This window comes from Rhodococcus sp. ABRD24, from assembly GCF_004328705.1.
GTDB lineage: Bacteria > Actinomycetota > Actinomycetes > Mycobacteriales > Mycobacteriaceae > Prescottella.
This window is the reverse complement of sequence record NZ_CP035319.1, coordinates 2753321-2766908: the sequence shown is the minus strand read 5'-3', so window position 1 is coordinate 2766908 and position 13588 is coordinate 2753321. Positions and strand designations below refer to the sequence as shown.

The 13588-nt window shown below is 65.2% G+C and carries 16 protein-coding genes; 8 read left to right on the top strand and 8 right to left on the bottom strand.

Going from position 1 to position 13588, the window contains the following annotated elements; genetic code table 11:
• Positions 1 to 40 precede the first annotated feature (40 nt).
• The 4 genes from ERC79_RS12175 to ERC79_RS12160 all read left to right on the top strand — a co-directional run bounded on the left by ERC79_RS12175 (position 41) and on the right by ERC79_RS12160 (position 4221).
• Positions 41 to 1402, top strand: a complete 1362-nt coding sequence (locus ERC79_RS12175) for an ArgE/DapE family deacylase (protein WP_131578497.1) — start codon at positions 41 to 43, stop codon at positions 1400 to 1402.
• Between the two features lie 25 nt (positions 1403 to 1427).
• A complete protein-coding gene (locus ERC79_RS12170) occupies positions 1428 to 1706 on the top strand; it encodes a hypothetical protein (RefSeq protein WP_131578496.1) in 279 nt (92 codons plus the stop codon).
• Between the two features lies 1 nt (position 1707).
• Positions 1708 to 3222: a sodium:solute symporter family protein gene (locus ERC79_RS12165; protein WP_131578494.1), complete on the top strand. Its 1515-nt coding sequence runs from the start codon at positions 1708 to 1710 to the stop codon at positions 3220 to 3222.
• A gap of 579 nt (positions 3223 to 3801) precedes the next feature.
• On the top strand, positions 3802 to 4221 hold the full coding sequence (locus ERC79_RS12160) for a hypothetical protein (protein ID WP_207390306.1): 420 nt from the start codon (positions 3802 to 3804) through the stop codon (positions 4219 to 4221).
• A 223-nt stretch (positions 4222 to 4444) separates the two neighbouring features.
• Here ERC79_RS12160 and ERC79_RS12155 read toward each other — a convergent pair whose 3' ends face one another.
• The 3 genes from ERC79_RS12155 to ERC79_RS23100 form a co-directional block, all read right to left on the bottom strand.
• The gene (locus ERC79_RS12155; RefSeq protein WP_165497099.1) at positions 4445 to 4741 is read right to left on the bottom strand and encodes a MerR family transcriptional regulator; all 297 of its coding nucleotides are present in this window, start codon (positions 4739 to 4741) and stop codon (positions 4445 to 4447) included.
• Between the two features lie 1176 nt (positions 4742 to 5917).
• Positions 5918 to 6121 (bottom strand): cold-shock protein, encoded by a 204-nt coding sequence (locus tag ERC79_RS12150; protein WP_131578491.1) that lies wholly within the window; start codon positions 6119 to 6121, stop codon positions 5918 to 5920.
• Positions 6122 to 6489: 368 nt separating this feature from the next.
• Positions 6490 to 6660: a hypothetical protein gene (locus tag ERC79_RS23100; protein ID WP_165497098.1), complete on the bottom strand. Its 171-nt coding sequence runs from the start codon at positions 6658 to 6660 to the stop codon at positions 6490 to 6492.
• Between the two features lie 529 nt (positions 6661 to 7189).
• On the opposite strand from ERC79_RS23100, the gene ERC79_RS12145 reads away from it, so the two are divergent.
• From ERC79_RS12145 to ERC79_RS23095, 4 genes are all read left to right on the top strand, one after another.
• Positions 7190 to 7645: an Hsp20/alpha crystallin family protein gene (locus tag ERC79_RS12145; RefSeq protein ID WP_131578490.1), complete on the top strand. Its 456-nt coding sequence runs from the start codon at positions 7190 to 7192 to the stop codon at positions 7643 to 7645.
• A 573-nt stretch (positions 7646 to 8218) separates the two neighbouring features.
• Positions 8219 to 9085 carry an SDR family NAD(P)-dependent oxidoreductase gene (locus ERC79_RS12140; RefSeq protein WP_131578488.1) on the top strand — a complete coding sequence of 289 codons (867 nt, stop codon included), beginning with the start codon at positions 8219 to 8221 and terminating at the stop codon, positions 9083 to 9085.
• 84 nt (positions 9086 to 9169) lie between these two features.
• Positions 9170 to 9607, top strand: coding sequence for an SPW repeat protein (locus ERC79_RS12135; protein ID WP_131578487.1), 438 nt, complete (start codon positions 9170 to 9172; stop codon positions 9605 to 9607).
• A 35-nt stretch (positions 9608 to 9642) separates the two neighbouring features.
• Positions 9643 to 9813, top strand: a complete 171-nt coding sequence (locus ERC79_RS23095) for a hypothetical protein (RefSeq protein ID WP_165497097.1) — start codon at positions 9643 to 9645, stop codon at positions 9811 to 9813.
• A gap of 12 nt (positions 9814 to 9825) precedes the next feature.
• Here ERC79_RS23095 and ERC79_RS12130 read toward each other — a convergent pair whose 3' ends face one another.
• The 5 genes from ERC79_RS12130 to ERC79_RS12110 all read right to left on the bottom strand — a co-directional run bounded on the left by ERC79_RS12130 (position 9826) and on the right by ERC79_RS12110 (position 13518).
• Positions 9826 to 10590: a GntR family transcriptional regulator gene (locus ERC79_RS12130; protein ID WP_131578485.1), complete on the bottom strand. Its 765-nt coding sequence runs from the start codon at positions 10588 to 10590 to the stop codon at positions 9826 to 9828.
• A 107-nt stretch (positions 10591 to 10697) separates the two neighbouring features.
• The gene (gene fabG, locus ERC79_RS12125) at positions 10698 to 11477 is read right to left on the bottom strand and encodes a 3-oxoacyl-ACP reductase FabG (RefSeq protein ID WP_131578484.1); all 780 of its coding nucleotides are present in this window, start codon (positions 11475 to 11477) and stop codon (positions 10698 to 10700) included.
• Positions 11478 to 11510: 33 nt separating this feature from the next.
• Positions 11511 to 12509 (bottom strand): phosphotransferase, encoded by a 999-nt coding sequence (locus ERC79_RS12120; RefSeq protein ID WP_131578482.1) that lies wholly within the window; start codon positions 12507 to 12509, stop codon positions 11511 to 11513.
• A 32-nt stretch (positions 12510 to 12541) separates the two neighbouring features.
• On the bottom strand, positions 12542 to 13150 hold the full coding sequence (locus ERC79_RS12115; RefSeq protein WP_131581035.1) for a microcompartment protein: 609 nt from the start codon (positions 13148 to 13150) through the stop codon (positions 12542 to 12544).
• A gap of 86 nt (positions 13151 to 13236) precedes the next feature.
• A complete protein-coding gene (locus tag ERC79_RS12110; RefSeq protein WP_131578480.1) occupies positions 13237 to 13518 on the bottom strand; it encodes a BMC domain-containing protein in 282 nt (93 codons plus the stop codon).
• Positions 13519 to 13588 lie beyond the last annotated feature (70 nt).

The following is a 13588-nucleotide window of genomic DNA, read 5'->3' as shown; positions in this document are numbered from 1 at the left end:
CCCGCTACTTCGCGGCGCGACCCTTACTCAGGAGTGCACGGTGAGTGAATTGGTAGAAACCACGAATACGAGGTCCCCGCAAGGGGACGTCGAACGCAGGGTCTTCGAGGCTGTCGACGCGCTGCGCGACGACATGAACTCGATGCTCTCGCAGATCATCGCGATCCCGAGCGTCAATCCCAAGTACCCGGGCCAGAACTACGACGAGGTCGTCGGGCTCGAGGGCCGCGTCAGCGAACTGCTCGCCGAGGTCTACACCGACAGCGGCGCAGACGTCGAACGCTGGGCAGTCGAGCCCGGCCGGACCAACGCCGTCGGAACCATCAAGGGCAGTGGCGGTGGACGCTCACTGATCCTCAACGGGCACGTAGACGTCGTCCCGCCGGGCAACACCGCGAAGTGGGAATCCGGCGATCCGTTCTCGGGCCGCATCGACGACGATCGCATCTGGGGTCGCGGAGCGAGCGATATGAAGGCAGGCCTGGTGGCACAGGCATTCGCCGTCAAGGCGCTGCAGCGCGCGGGTGTGCACCTGAGCGGCGACCTGATCATCCAGGCCGTGGTCGGCGAGGAGGTCATGGACCACGAGTGCGGCGTCACGTCGACGCTCGAGCACGGCTATCGCGCCGATGCCGCCGTCGTGGCCGAGCCCAGCGGCCCCACCCAGCTCGGCGTCATTCCCGTCACCCCGGGCCTGCTGTGGTTCTCGGTGACAGTGGGCGGCAAGGCAACCCACTCATCAATGCGCGGGCAGACGATTCGTGCCGGGGGCGGAGGCTCCTCGATCGGTGTCAACGCGATCGACAAGGGCATGCTCGTTTTCCAGGCACTGCAGCGGCTCGAGGAGGAGTGGGCCTTCACCAAGACACATCCGCTGTTCTCCCCCGGCCACTTCACCATCCACCCCGGTGTCGTCACCGGCGGCCCGCACGGCGTGCTGGTGCCGTTCATCCTGTCCGAGTACATGACCATCGAGTACTGCGTCTGGTACCCGCCGCAGGAGGATCCGGCGAACGTGAAGGCCGAGATCGAGGCGCAGATCGAGGCGATCGCCCGGACCGACGGCTGGCTACGCGACCACCCCCCGGTGGTCGAGTGGAAACTGAACTGGCCCGCGAACGATCCCGGCGCCGCCGCGGACGACATCGTGGCCGCCGTCTCCCGCGCCCACACTGTCGCCGCGGGCAGCTCCCCGTACGCCGGTCCGCCGACCGTCGCGGGCTTCTGCGCCGTCGAGGACTGCTCGTTCCTCACCAACGCCGGCGTCCCGGCCATCAGTTACGGACCGGGCGACCTGCGCGTCGCACACGCTGATGACGAGTTCTGCCTTCTCGACGAGGTCCACACCGCAGCAAGGACGTTCGCCGCATTGGCCCTCGACTGGTGCAACAGCACCTCCTGATCCACGGAATGCAGAGGTTTCCACCATGAAAGACTTCATCCGTGGACTCGATCCACGCACGATACGGCTGACCTTCGGAGCGATCTATCTGATCGCGCTGTCGATGGCTCTGTTCCCGCCGTTCTACCTCGCGTCGAGCGGCGTCCGCACGCCGGTCCTCGGCGTCCCGTGGGCCGTCATGTACTGGCTGCTCGACGCCGTGATCCTCGGGCTCGCCCTGTGGGCGCTGTACATCGTCGAGGATATTCGCGGTGAGCTCGACGAGGACCTGCCCGCCGCTTCGATCTCGGCCGGCGGTGAGTGACATGGCCATCATGCTCGGCATGCTCACGGTGTTCTACGCAATCGTCATCTATATCCTCTACGCAACACAGCGAAACGAAAAGCCCTCATTCACAGAGTATTCCGTAGGCGGACGAAGCTACGGCCCGTGGTTCGTAGCGATGTCCTACGTCAACTCCTGGTGGCCAGGAGCGGTGTTCATCGCATTCTTCGGAATCGCCGCGGGCGCCGGGGTGTTCGCGTTCTACGGACTCGCCTACTCGAGTCTCGGCGTGGCGATGATGTACTTCATGGCAACCCGCGCCTGGCGCTGGGGTGCCCGGCACAATCTGCGCTCCCAGCCGGATCTGCTCGAGATGCGGTTCGATTCGCGGGCCGTGAAGGTGATCGCCAGCCTCATCGGCGTCATCTCACTGTTCCCGTGGGTGGTGCTCGGCATGCAGGCGTTGGGCCAACTGTTCGAGGTCGCCAGCGAGGGACGCTGGTCGCTGACCACCGCGCTGATGGTGGGCCTGGCAGTGATCGTGATCCGTCAGTTCTGGACGGTGAAGATGGGCATGCGCGGACTGATCATGACCGATGTGTTCCAGGGCGTGGTCGCCTACGTGTTCGCGGCCGCGGTGTGCCTGTTCATGTTGTCGGGATTCGGCGGTTCCCCGATCAGCTTCTCCACGCTCGCATCGCTGCCGGAGCAGATGCTGCGTGTGCCCGGAGACGGCGACGGGTACGGCTTCCTCTACCTGTTCAGCCTCATCTTCACCGGAGTCATCGGATCGCTTTGCTGGCCAACGAGTTTCCAGCGCATCTACACTGCATCCGGCGTCCGGGCAGTGAAGTCCGGCACGATCCGCACAGTCCTGCTGTCGGGCGTCTTCTACTCGCTGTTGATGCTGCTCGCGATGGCCGCGGCGGTCCTGCCCGGCGTCGCCGACGCGCCCCAGAACGGCTGGTTCACGCTGATGGAGCAGTACGGCGGCACCTGGATGCTCGGGCTGGCGGTGACGATGGTGTTCGCAGCCTCGATGGGCCACATCGACGGCAGCGTCCAGGTGTGCGGCTTGCAGATCGCGAACGACATCATCCGGTCGGAGAAGAGGCCGCTGAGCGACGCGAAACTCACCCTCGTCGCAAAGTCGTCGATGGCCGTATTCATGGCCGCGGCCGCACTGGTCGCGTACCTGACCTTCGACATGGCCCGCCTGCAGCTGCTCGCGCAGATCTCCTACCAAGGCATCGTGCAGCTGGCCGTACCACTGTTCCTGGGCATCTTCTGGCGCGGCGGCAACAAGTACGGCGCCATCTCCGGCATGTCCGTCGGCTTCCTCACCGCAGTGGCGTTCACCTGGTTCTACCCGGACGATATCGCCGGCCTGGGCAGCCTCACCGGGGGCGTCGTCGCACTCGGAATCAATCTCGTTGTATACCTGGTTGTCTCGGCGGTGACCGGGATCAGCAAGGCTGAGCGAGAGCGTGTCGACGCCCTCTTCGTCGAGGCGGCGCAGCCGACCGCCGTCGCAGTCCCGACTGTGACTGTGTGATCCGTAGCGGCCCCGGCGTCGACGCAGCATCCGACGCCGGGGCCGCTTTCCATCTCCCCACACCCGAGAGGTCGGACATCATGGGACGCGAAGACAGCGAACTCCTCACCTTCGCCTCGCGGTGGGCGCCGTTCGGCGGTCCACCCGCCGACGAGGTGTTCCTGAGATTCGGGATGAGCCCCCGCCGCTTCCGAACTCGTCTATACGAGGCGGCGGCGCGGCAACGGCACGAGCGCCAGGAGGAGCACGGCCCGCGTCATGGGAGCGAGCGAAGTGCCATCCGCGGCGGTGGACCGCGCGAAATTAGAACACCTGCAACATGTTCCGAAGGTAGTGAAAATGTACTCGCCTTCTGACGCCTCGGCAAAACCGTGCGCATGAGTGGGTCGACGCGGTGCCGCGGCCGGGAGGCGCACTGTACAACAGCTTGTCGCCCTGTCTATTTCAGTTAGGTTCTTTGCCGCCTAGGACCGCTCTGCACGGGCGACAGGTGCGTTCCATCTACGCGAACCGCACGAGTAACGCGACGGCGGGCAGTAGAGTGACCAAACCTGGCCCTTACTGTTCCTGGAGGTCTCCATGATCGATTTCGTTCGCCGATCCGTCGCCTGCGCGGCCATCGTGGCCGGTTCGGTTCTGGTGCCGGCGGCCGTCGCCTCCGCCGCAGTCACCGTCCCGTTCCAGATCAACCCGGCGCCGTTCGGAAACCCGAACGGCAGCCTCGACGCTCCCCCGGTCCGCTGCATGACCGTGGTCGGCGAACAGTCCGGGACGATAATGATCACCAGCCCGAAGGAAGGCCAATGGGGGTGCCGACTCCTGGGCGAAGTGCGCTGGCTGAACCTCTCGAGCGGAGCCTCCGGCTCTACTCGGATATCAGACGGAGCGAACGGACACCCGGCAGCGACCCTGCCGACCGGGGCCGGGCACATTGTCGTCGCGGTAATACCCACCTCCGGTCCGATAACACCGGGTTTCGCAACCGTCTACGTTCCGTAGTCGACTGCCCTGCGGGTCCGGGAGGACGCACTGGTCTCCCACCCACCGCGTTCGGAGGCGCCCGAACCGACTGACTTCACGACGGCTTTCGTGATGTGGTTCGGAAACCCGTCCGGCGGCTGGCCACGCCCTTCCTTGACCGATTCGCGTATCAGGTCGCAGCCGCTCCCGGCCTCGGCGCGATTCGCCCCATCAGTTCGTCCGTCATGTGTCATCGTCGCGCTCAGTCGGCGGTGCTTTCACGATCGATCGCTTCGCTCGCTTGCTCCTGCGCCTGGCGGAGTTCGGCGTTGATGCGCTGGGCTTCGGTGAGCTGGTCTTCGAGGATGATGATGCGGCAGGCGGCATCGAGTGCGGTGCCCTGGTCGATCAGTTCGCGGGCACGGGCGGCGATGCGGAGCTGGTACCGGGAGTAGCGGCGGTGGCCGCCCTCGGATCGCACCGGGGTGACCAGTTTCGCGGTGTCGAGGCTACGGAGAAAAGCTTGGGTGACACCGAGGAGTTCGGCGGCACGTCCCATGCTGTACGCCGGGAAGTCCTCGTCGTCGAACCTTCCTCCCGGACCGCTGGGGTTCGGCTTCGCTGGAATGTGCGTGGCACCTTTCGTAGACGCGGACGGGGGCCCCGGCGCCTGTACGGCGCCGGGGCCCTAGCGGATTCACTTACCGAGACCGGCCATTCGGCCAGCCTCCTTACCTGTTCCCAGCCTCGGCGGACGGGACGCGATCGTGTAACAGCTGACCGTGCACCACCTCCCAGTCGGGGATCTTTCACTGTTCCGGGACGATGATCTCGCTACCGCCCCGGATGCGGCACCTACCTACTGTCGCCGCGTGTCCTGCAACTACCTATTCCCTGCATTTCTCCACCGGGCCGATCTAGCTACCCGGTCGATGGCGGGACGCATCGAGTCCTTCCGAAACACATCAACACACCTTCTCGACGCGTCCCGCCCTACTACCAACCAGCCGTTCCTTCATGCGGGTAGTTCGTCCTCTACCACGCCTTTTGGACCCGTCTCTCGTTTACGACTGAAAGACTACAACGGACAATTGCGATTGTCTACAGTCGCCACTGCAGACTTTTCGTGACAGTCATCACTCGCACGGATCGACAGCGCGTGGAAGACAACAGCGGGCGGGCGACGGCGATCGCTCGCCGGCCGACGGTGGAGCGGTGCGGGCGGTCCCGCTCAGTCATGCCGCCGCGATGAAGTCCGCGCGCGGAACTCACTACCCTCGCGCGGGCCGTCGAGAACCTGCACGGGGCTGTCCACCACTGAGAGATTCTCTTGCCAAACCGGATTCGGGATCAGACCCTGGTGCGGTGCGCGGCAGCTATCGAGCAGCCTCGTGCGTGGACGATCCATCGTGTCGGGTGATTGAACGTGCAACCACGATCGGCGCGGAGGGCACGGTGGCGAGAGATGCTGCCGGCAGCGGAGCACGCGAGTCGCGGCGTATTCAGCGTCTCGGTCCCGTAGGAGCTGTCCGGCGTGGGCCTGCAGACCTGCGGCTGTACGGCCGGCGACGCCCATCCGCGCACGCCTGATCGAGGAAGACACACTCCTCGCGAATTCGGCTGCACAGCGGGAGTTTTCCCGGTAACGCGAAATACGTCGGGCCCCGCCCCCTGCATAGGGGGGCGGGGCCCGACGCTGCCTCACATCCCCGCGAGGGGGAAGAGCGGGGGTGGATCAGATGACGGTGATACCGGTCGCCTGGGGGCCCTTGGCGCCCTGGCCGATATCGAACCGCACGTGCTGGTTCTCTTCGAGGTTGCGGAACCCGCCGCTCTGAATCTCCGAGTAGTGCGCGAAGACGTCAGCGGTGCCGTCCGACGGTGCGATGAAGCCGAACCCCTTCTCGGAGTTGAACCACTTCACGGTGCCCTCTGCCATGTATATCTCCTCTTGTCATGCTCAACAGCTCTGCCGAAAATGGGCAAGGCTGGGCCGGTATCACACGACGGCGATTCCTGAAGAGGAAATCCATCCGCCCGCAATAAGGATTTGCGAGCGTGGAAAAACGCGAACAAAAACTACGACCAACAACAGTTAACCACACATGCTGCGGGAAGTCCTCTCGAACGGAATTCGCAGCCCCGGCCCCGAGGAAGAAACCGAGCGCCCGGGAAGCGCGCAGCAGCCGCTGTCGCCGGGGAGCAGCGCCGGCGGTCCGGTCGACGACCTCTACAGGACGGCTGTCGACATACCGAGGTCAAAGTTCCACTCGGCCTGAATTTCTCGGAAGACCGGATTGCCGGTGTCTACTGCGCGCTGAAGAGCACTCGATGGATTTCCTCGCTCGTCTTCTGCTTAGGGATGAGGAGGGCACTGGTGGATCCGGCCACCTCTCGCGTCGGCTCATTGTTCTCCGGGCCGACCCCCGCAGGAGGGTCGGAGAAGAGCAGTCCGTCGACACCATATTTGCTGTTCACAGTGGTCCTTTGTCGTCGTGCATCGGGTCAGCAGCGACATACTCAGGATCGATACCGGCCCCCGCGTCGGCCCGAGAAAGGTCCGAAAAAAGGACCGCATCGAGACGCCGTACATGGGGCCCGGGTACTCGATCACCGAGACGAGTCTCTAGCGTGCTGAGATCGCCGGGGCAGAGAGAGTCACCTGGCTCGAACCCCACTGTACGGCTTTCCCGGAAAAGCGGGCGCCGATCTGTTGAGCCGGACCGAGAATGACCCAGTAGCGACGGGTTGTGATTGACCCTTCCCTGATGCCAGGAGGGTGAAATCCGCGGAGGATTCGGCGGAGATCCATCGGCAGACAATCATCAAGACCCTCTGAGTCTGGGCGCCGTCACGCCTCTGCTGCACACCCCGCCCACATCCGCGATGAGTTGGCACTCGGGGTTGCCGAGTGCCAGATTCTTTGGCTATCATGCACTCGCACAGTAATTTTCGGTCGCCCGTCGAGGTGGCGGGGACCTTTCGACGACATGGGAGGTGTGTTGCTGTGCTTCGCTTGGATCCCTTCACTGACATCGACCTGATCGCCAAGTCTCTGCTTGCCCCAGGGACCGGCAGTGCCCGGAGTCCACGGTTCATGCCGATCGACCTCTACAGGGTCGAAGATCACTACCTCCTGCACGCCGATCTCCCCGGCGTCGATCCAGGATCGGTGGATGTCCGTGTCGACGGTTCGACCTTGACGTTGACTGCGCACCGCAGCGCACCGCCGGAAGACGGTGTGACGTGGCTGGCCGGTGAACGATTCACCGGCACCTACAAGCGTCAGGTGTCCATCAGCGACGACATCGACAGTGAGCGCATTGCCGCGTCCCACGAGAATGGTGTCCTGACGGTGAGTTTGCCGATCGCGGAGAAGGCGAAGCCGCGTCGCATCGAGATCACGTCCGGTCCACCGGGTAGTGCCGGCACGGCCTCCGGGCAAGTTCAGATCGAAGCATGAGCCCCTCGGCCCGGGCGTAACCATGGTGGGGAGGCCCGAAACCGTGTGCCGGTTCTCGGGCGTCCCCCACCGTCGTCATCTCGCCGATGTTCGAGCCCTGGTGTTCGTCAGCAGCTGGGCTTTTCGCCGGTGGGCGCAGCGGATTCGGCAGCCGACACCGTCGGCTGCCAATACTGGTATGTCGCTGATGGGCAGTACGCATGCACCCCGGCGCCATGAGTTCGACGGAAGTCGGCAGACACTGCACCGGGTTCGGGGTAGGTCTCACACGGAGGCTAACGCCATGCGCCGTGCAATAATTCGTCGTTCGTTCGCACCCTGGGCCGCGGCCCAGTCGCGGTGCTCACCTCTCGCTGTGCTCGGCCGCCGACGTCGACGACGAGCGAACCCGGCCTGGTGACCTTCGCGGCGGGTACCAGATACTGGTCAACCCGGGTCTGGGGACCTTCCCGGTCCCCCAACCTCACATGCTCCGTGGTCGTAGCAGCCTGTACCAGGCCGGCGGTAGCGCGCCGAACTCCGTCGCCTCACCACTCGCTCGCTCGCATTCCGCACCCCCTATGATCCGTCGGCATGACCTCGACGAGAACGTGGTGGTACCAAGTCAGACACGCGTTGGACACCCGCAACCCGCTGCGGGCACTGCGCGGTCGCCGCACTCTCGCCGAGGCGGTAGCCGGCCGGACCGTTCTGCTCACCGGCGCATCGTCGGGGATCGGCCGGGCCGCCGCGATCGAGCTGGGTGCGGCGGGCGCCGTGGTCCTGCTCGTGGCGCGCCGCGAGCAGGAGCTGAACGAGGTGGCCGAGACGATCTCCGCACTCGGCGGAATCGCCGCGGCCTATCCGTGTGACTTGAACGATGCCGACGCGACCTCGACGATGCTCGAGCGGGTTCTCGCCGAACACGGGCACGTCGACATCCTCGTCAACAATGCGGGCCGATCGATCCGACGATCGCTCGACCAGTCCTACGATCGGTTTCACGACTTCGAACGGACGATGCAGCTCAACTACTTTGCCGCAGTACGGATGATGCTCGCGGTGCTACCCGGGATGCGCGAGCGCGGGTTCGGACAGGTGATCAACGTGCTCTCGGTCGCGAACCTCTTCGGCGGTCCGGGGTACGGAGCGTACGTGGCGTCCAAGGCTGCGCTCGACGAGCTCGCCACCTGCTTCCAGGCCGAAACCCTGGACGAGAACATCCGATTCACCTCGGTGTACATGCCTTTGGTACGAACGGCCATGATCGCGCCCAATGAGAAGTGGCGCGATGCCGCGGCGCTCACGGCCGAGCAGGGGGGCCGGGTGATCTGCGACGCCGTAACAGATCGTCCACGCCGGGTCGGTCCGCTGTCCGGCAAGGCCGTCACTCTGGTCGACGCCATCACTCCGGCGCGAGCCGACAAGGGCCGGAGCCGGCGATTCCGGTCGGGAGTCTGAGCCGCAGATCGGGCCTGTACGCACCTCCGAACGCGGATTACTGTCGAAGTACACGGATCGAACAGACCGAGGAGATGATCCGTCATGCCGACAACACCGAACATGTCGATCGAAGCCCATCCCGATATCGCAGCCCTACGTGACAGCTACGACGAGCTCGGCGAGGGGCCTGCCCTCCAGATAGCCGAGGGTCTGATGGTGCTCGCCGGCCTGTACGCGGCCGCGTCGTCCTGGATCGTCGGCTTCGACGGTCAGACGTCACTGATGATGAGCAACCTCATCTGCGGCCTCGCGGTCGCCCTGCTCGCGGCCGGCTACGCCACGACGTACGGACGCACCCACGGGATCGCATTCGTCGCCCCGCTGCTCGGAGTCTGGTTGATCGTCTCGCCCTGGCTGGTTTCGAACGTCACGACGACCGCGGGGATGATCTGGTCCAACGTGGTCACAGGGGCGGTGATCCTGGCTCTGGGCGCGGCGGGAGTGGGGATGGCTATGACCCGGCGAAACCTCCTCCGCTAGTTCGCGCAATGTCCCGGGAACCGAACCGGAAGCCGGTGCGAACCATTCAAACGGTGGCCGTCGCGGTGACGGCAACCCTGGTACTGACCGTGGCCCTGAGCTGGACCGGTTCCATCCTCATGGCAACGACCCTGGCGGTGCTGTGCGCCGTCGCGGCGGTGATCGTGCTTCTCCTGTGGCAGGTACTTCCGCCCTCACAGGAGTAAGCTGGCCGCCCGCTATGCCCGCAGCTCGACGACCGTACCGTCCCGCCGTGCCTGGCCGCGGATACCCGAGCCCGGCGCGGTGACAGCGATCCGGGTGCGATCGCCGCGGAAGAGGTCACGGGAGAATTCGAACGGCACGCCGGACTCGTCCCGCGTGGTCCGAGTGATCAGCAGCAGGGCGGCTCTCGGTTTGATCCCGAGCATCGACGCCTCGTCATCGCTGGCATTGACCGCCTCGATACGTTCGTCGGCTTCCCCCGGGACCAGGCCGTACTCCTCCTCCAACAGCTCGTACAACGAGCCGCCGAGGGGCTGCTCGAGCAGCCCCGGGAAACGGTCGGCGGGAAACTGCACCTGTTCGAGCGAGATGGGCTTGCCGTCCGCGAGCCGGATTCGACGGATGTCTACGACGAAGTCCCCGGCCTTCGTCCCGAGGGCGCGGGCAGACTGCGCATCGGGCTCGGTGATTCGCGTCGAGAGGATCCGGGAGCCCGCCGAATACCCCTGGCTCGCCAGGTAGGCCGGCACACCGACGACGCCGGACAGGTTGCGCTCCACTTTCATGTCGCTGATGAACGTGCCGCCGGAACGCCCGATGGATCGGTTGACCATTCCAGCCTCCTCGAGCGCGGCCAGAACCTGCCGCAGGCTCGAGCGGCTCACGCCGTAGTGCTCGGCCAGCTCTCGCTCGCTACCGAGCTTAGAGCCCGGTGGTAGCTCTCCCGAGCTGATATCGGCCACGATTCGACGCCGCAGTTCGTCGGTCTGATTGCCCAAAACGTCCTCCCCAAGACCACCTGTTGTGGTAGGACCAAATTCTAGCGCATTCGACCATTACGTCATCCGGGTCCCGCGCCGGCGCACCAGGCGCCGGCGCGAGGATCTCAGATCTCGCTCAGGGCCTGCAGACTCTCCGGCAGAACCTGGCCGCCGTCGACCACGAGGGATTGACCCGTCACGTAACGCGCCTCGTCGGTAGCAAAGAACAGCGCGGCGTTGCCGATGTCCTCGACCTCGCCCAGACGCCCTTGCGGCACGGCAGCAGCCATCGCCTTCAGATACTGCTCACCCATTCCGTCCAGGCCCTCGGTCCTGATGTTGCCGGGCAGGACCGCATTGACGGTGATGTTCCGCCGCGCCAGTTCCATCGCGGCGGTACGCAGGAACCCGAGCTGTGCGGCCTTGCTGGCCCCGTAGTGCGACCAACCCGGATATCCGGTCATGGGGCCGGTAATCGAGGACGTGACGACGATCCGCCCCCGACCGGAGGCCTCCAACGCGGGCACCGCGGCCTGCACGGCGAACACCGTGCCCTTGAAGTTCACCGCGAGCACCTCGTCGAGATCCTGCGAAGTGAGGTCCTCGAGCCGGCGGGACGGGAAGATCCCGGCATTCGCACACAGCACGTCCAGTCCGCCGTACCGGTCGACGGCCATCTCCACCATCTCCCGGCACGAGTCCGGATCAGTGACGTCGACCTGCATCGGGGTGACCCGGCCGGGTAGTTCGGACAGCTCCCTGGCCGTCTTCTCGAGCGCCTCCGCATCGCGGGCGGTGATCAGGACGTCGGCACCGGCTGTGGCGAAAACCCGCGCGATGCCGCGCCCGATCCCCTTGCTGCCACCGGTGACGATCACGGAACGGCCGGCAATTGATGTGAACATTGACTTCCTCGAATCGCTTGACGGAAGAACGAACTAGAGGAGCGAGAGCCCACCGGACCGCAGATAGCGCTCGGCGAGATCGCAGGTTCCTACCGCGAAACTTGCACTCTTGGTGCGTGATTCACGCGAATGAGCATGAGAACCCATCCAGGCGAGTAGCAGCATCCGCCGCAGCAGCACGAACGTAGGCAGCATGGCCTCGTCCTCGGCCGCCAATTCGGCCTCGGAGCGGTAGCCCGCGAGCCACGCCGCCTGCCACTGCCCCAGCGCCGGATCGTGCTCCATGAAGGACACCGCGGTGCCGAAATCGTAGAGAAACCAACCGAACCCGCAGTCATCGAAATCGATGACGTTCACCCGGGAGGGCTCCACCAGCAGATTGGCCAACCGCAGGTCGGCGTGGATCAGACCGAAACGGTCCGATTCTTGTCCGTATCCCTCGAGACGCTCGCGCAGGAGCGCGACGGCGGGGCGCAACAGATCGATCTCGGCCGGACCGACCCCACCAGCGTCCTCCCATCGACCCCAGCGCGGATCGCTGCCCAGACAGTGCTCCCAGTCCCATGTGAAGCGAGTGAAGCCGGCTGGCGGCGACCATCGCTTGGAATGTTTGTGCAGACGCGCCGTCACCGCGCCCAGCGTCTCGAAATCCGCTGGGGTGAGGCCATTCTCATCCGGCTCCAAACCTCCCATCGTCTCGAACAGCACCACGTGGCGCGTCCGGCCCTCCAATTGCACGGTCACCACTCGGCGGCCGTCGCGGGCCGGGATCACGGCCGGAGCGTCGACTGCGCCGTCGGCGCGCAGCGCCTCGAGCCAGGTGAGCTCCGATTCGACGGCCGCCACACTGTGATACCCCTCGCGGTGTACCCGGAGGATCCCGCCGCCATTGGTGGCGGGATCCTCGATGAGGTACGTCGCATTCTCCGAGAGGTTGATCATCCGGCAGCGGGTGCCCGCCGAGAAGGTGTACTCGGCGAGCGCTCTCTCGGCGACTGCATCGTCGATCGAGCGGACTCCGTTTGCAGGCATAACACCACCCTTGTTCCCTCAACCGACTCAGGTCAGCTGTGCTCTCGTCCCTCGATACCGGCAAGGACCTTGGTGATCTGGTCACGGGCCACCGTCACGTCCTCGGTGGATCCGCTGATGTAGAGGCGACCGGCGGCGCCGATCATCTGCACATCGACAAGCGTGATGCCCGGCGCAACCCGTTCGGCCTCGTTGGCTGCCACCGCCGCGAACAGCGCCGGAGTCATCTCGTAGACGAGCAACGACTCCCCCGGCATCACCATCGAGGCCTGCCGATTCCGGTTGAGAATCACCGCATGCTGATCGGTGATGGTCTCGATGATGTCGTGATAGAGCACCTTCGGCCGCAGCTGGTCGCTCGCCTTGTTGCCGGTGCCCTCGAGGATCGCCTCACCGGCGCGAACGACGTCGTCGAGCGTCCGCGCGTGGATTTCCAGGACGCCGAACTGCCGCTCCACGTACAGAATTCCGGGTTCCACGGTGGGCACCGACCGCAGAGCCAGGTCGATGACCCGCTCGATCGCCAGTGCAGGCGACACCTCCACAATCAGTGCGTGGTCGCCCTCGTACGGCGGATAGCCGCGAGCCCGGGTGGGCGTGCCCATGTATGCCGCGAACTGGCGTTGCAGATCGTGAACCATGAGATAGACGCGGATGTCGGTCCGGGTGCCGGTGTTTTTCTCGCCCACTGCGCTCACCTCCTTGTCGGTGTGTCGGGCTCGTCGGTCTACTTGGACGAGACCGAGAAGTGGGCACCGAGTTCGGCGTGCGGGCGCGGGATGACATGCACACTGACGAGTTCGCCTACCTGCGAGGCGGTCTCGGCACCGGCCTCGGTCGCGGCCTTGACCGCGCCCACCTCGCCCGTGACGACGATCGCGACCAGGCCGTCGCCGACGTCCTGACGATCGGTGATCGTCACATTGGCGGCCTTGACCATGGCGTCTGCGGCAGCGAGTGCAGCGACGTAACCCTTGGTCTCGATCATTCCGATGGCGTTGCTGGACATTGCATCTCCTTGGTGTGATGCGCACGCGCGCTGCGTACGCGGATATGGGGTGGACGAACCGGAACGCGTC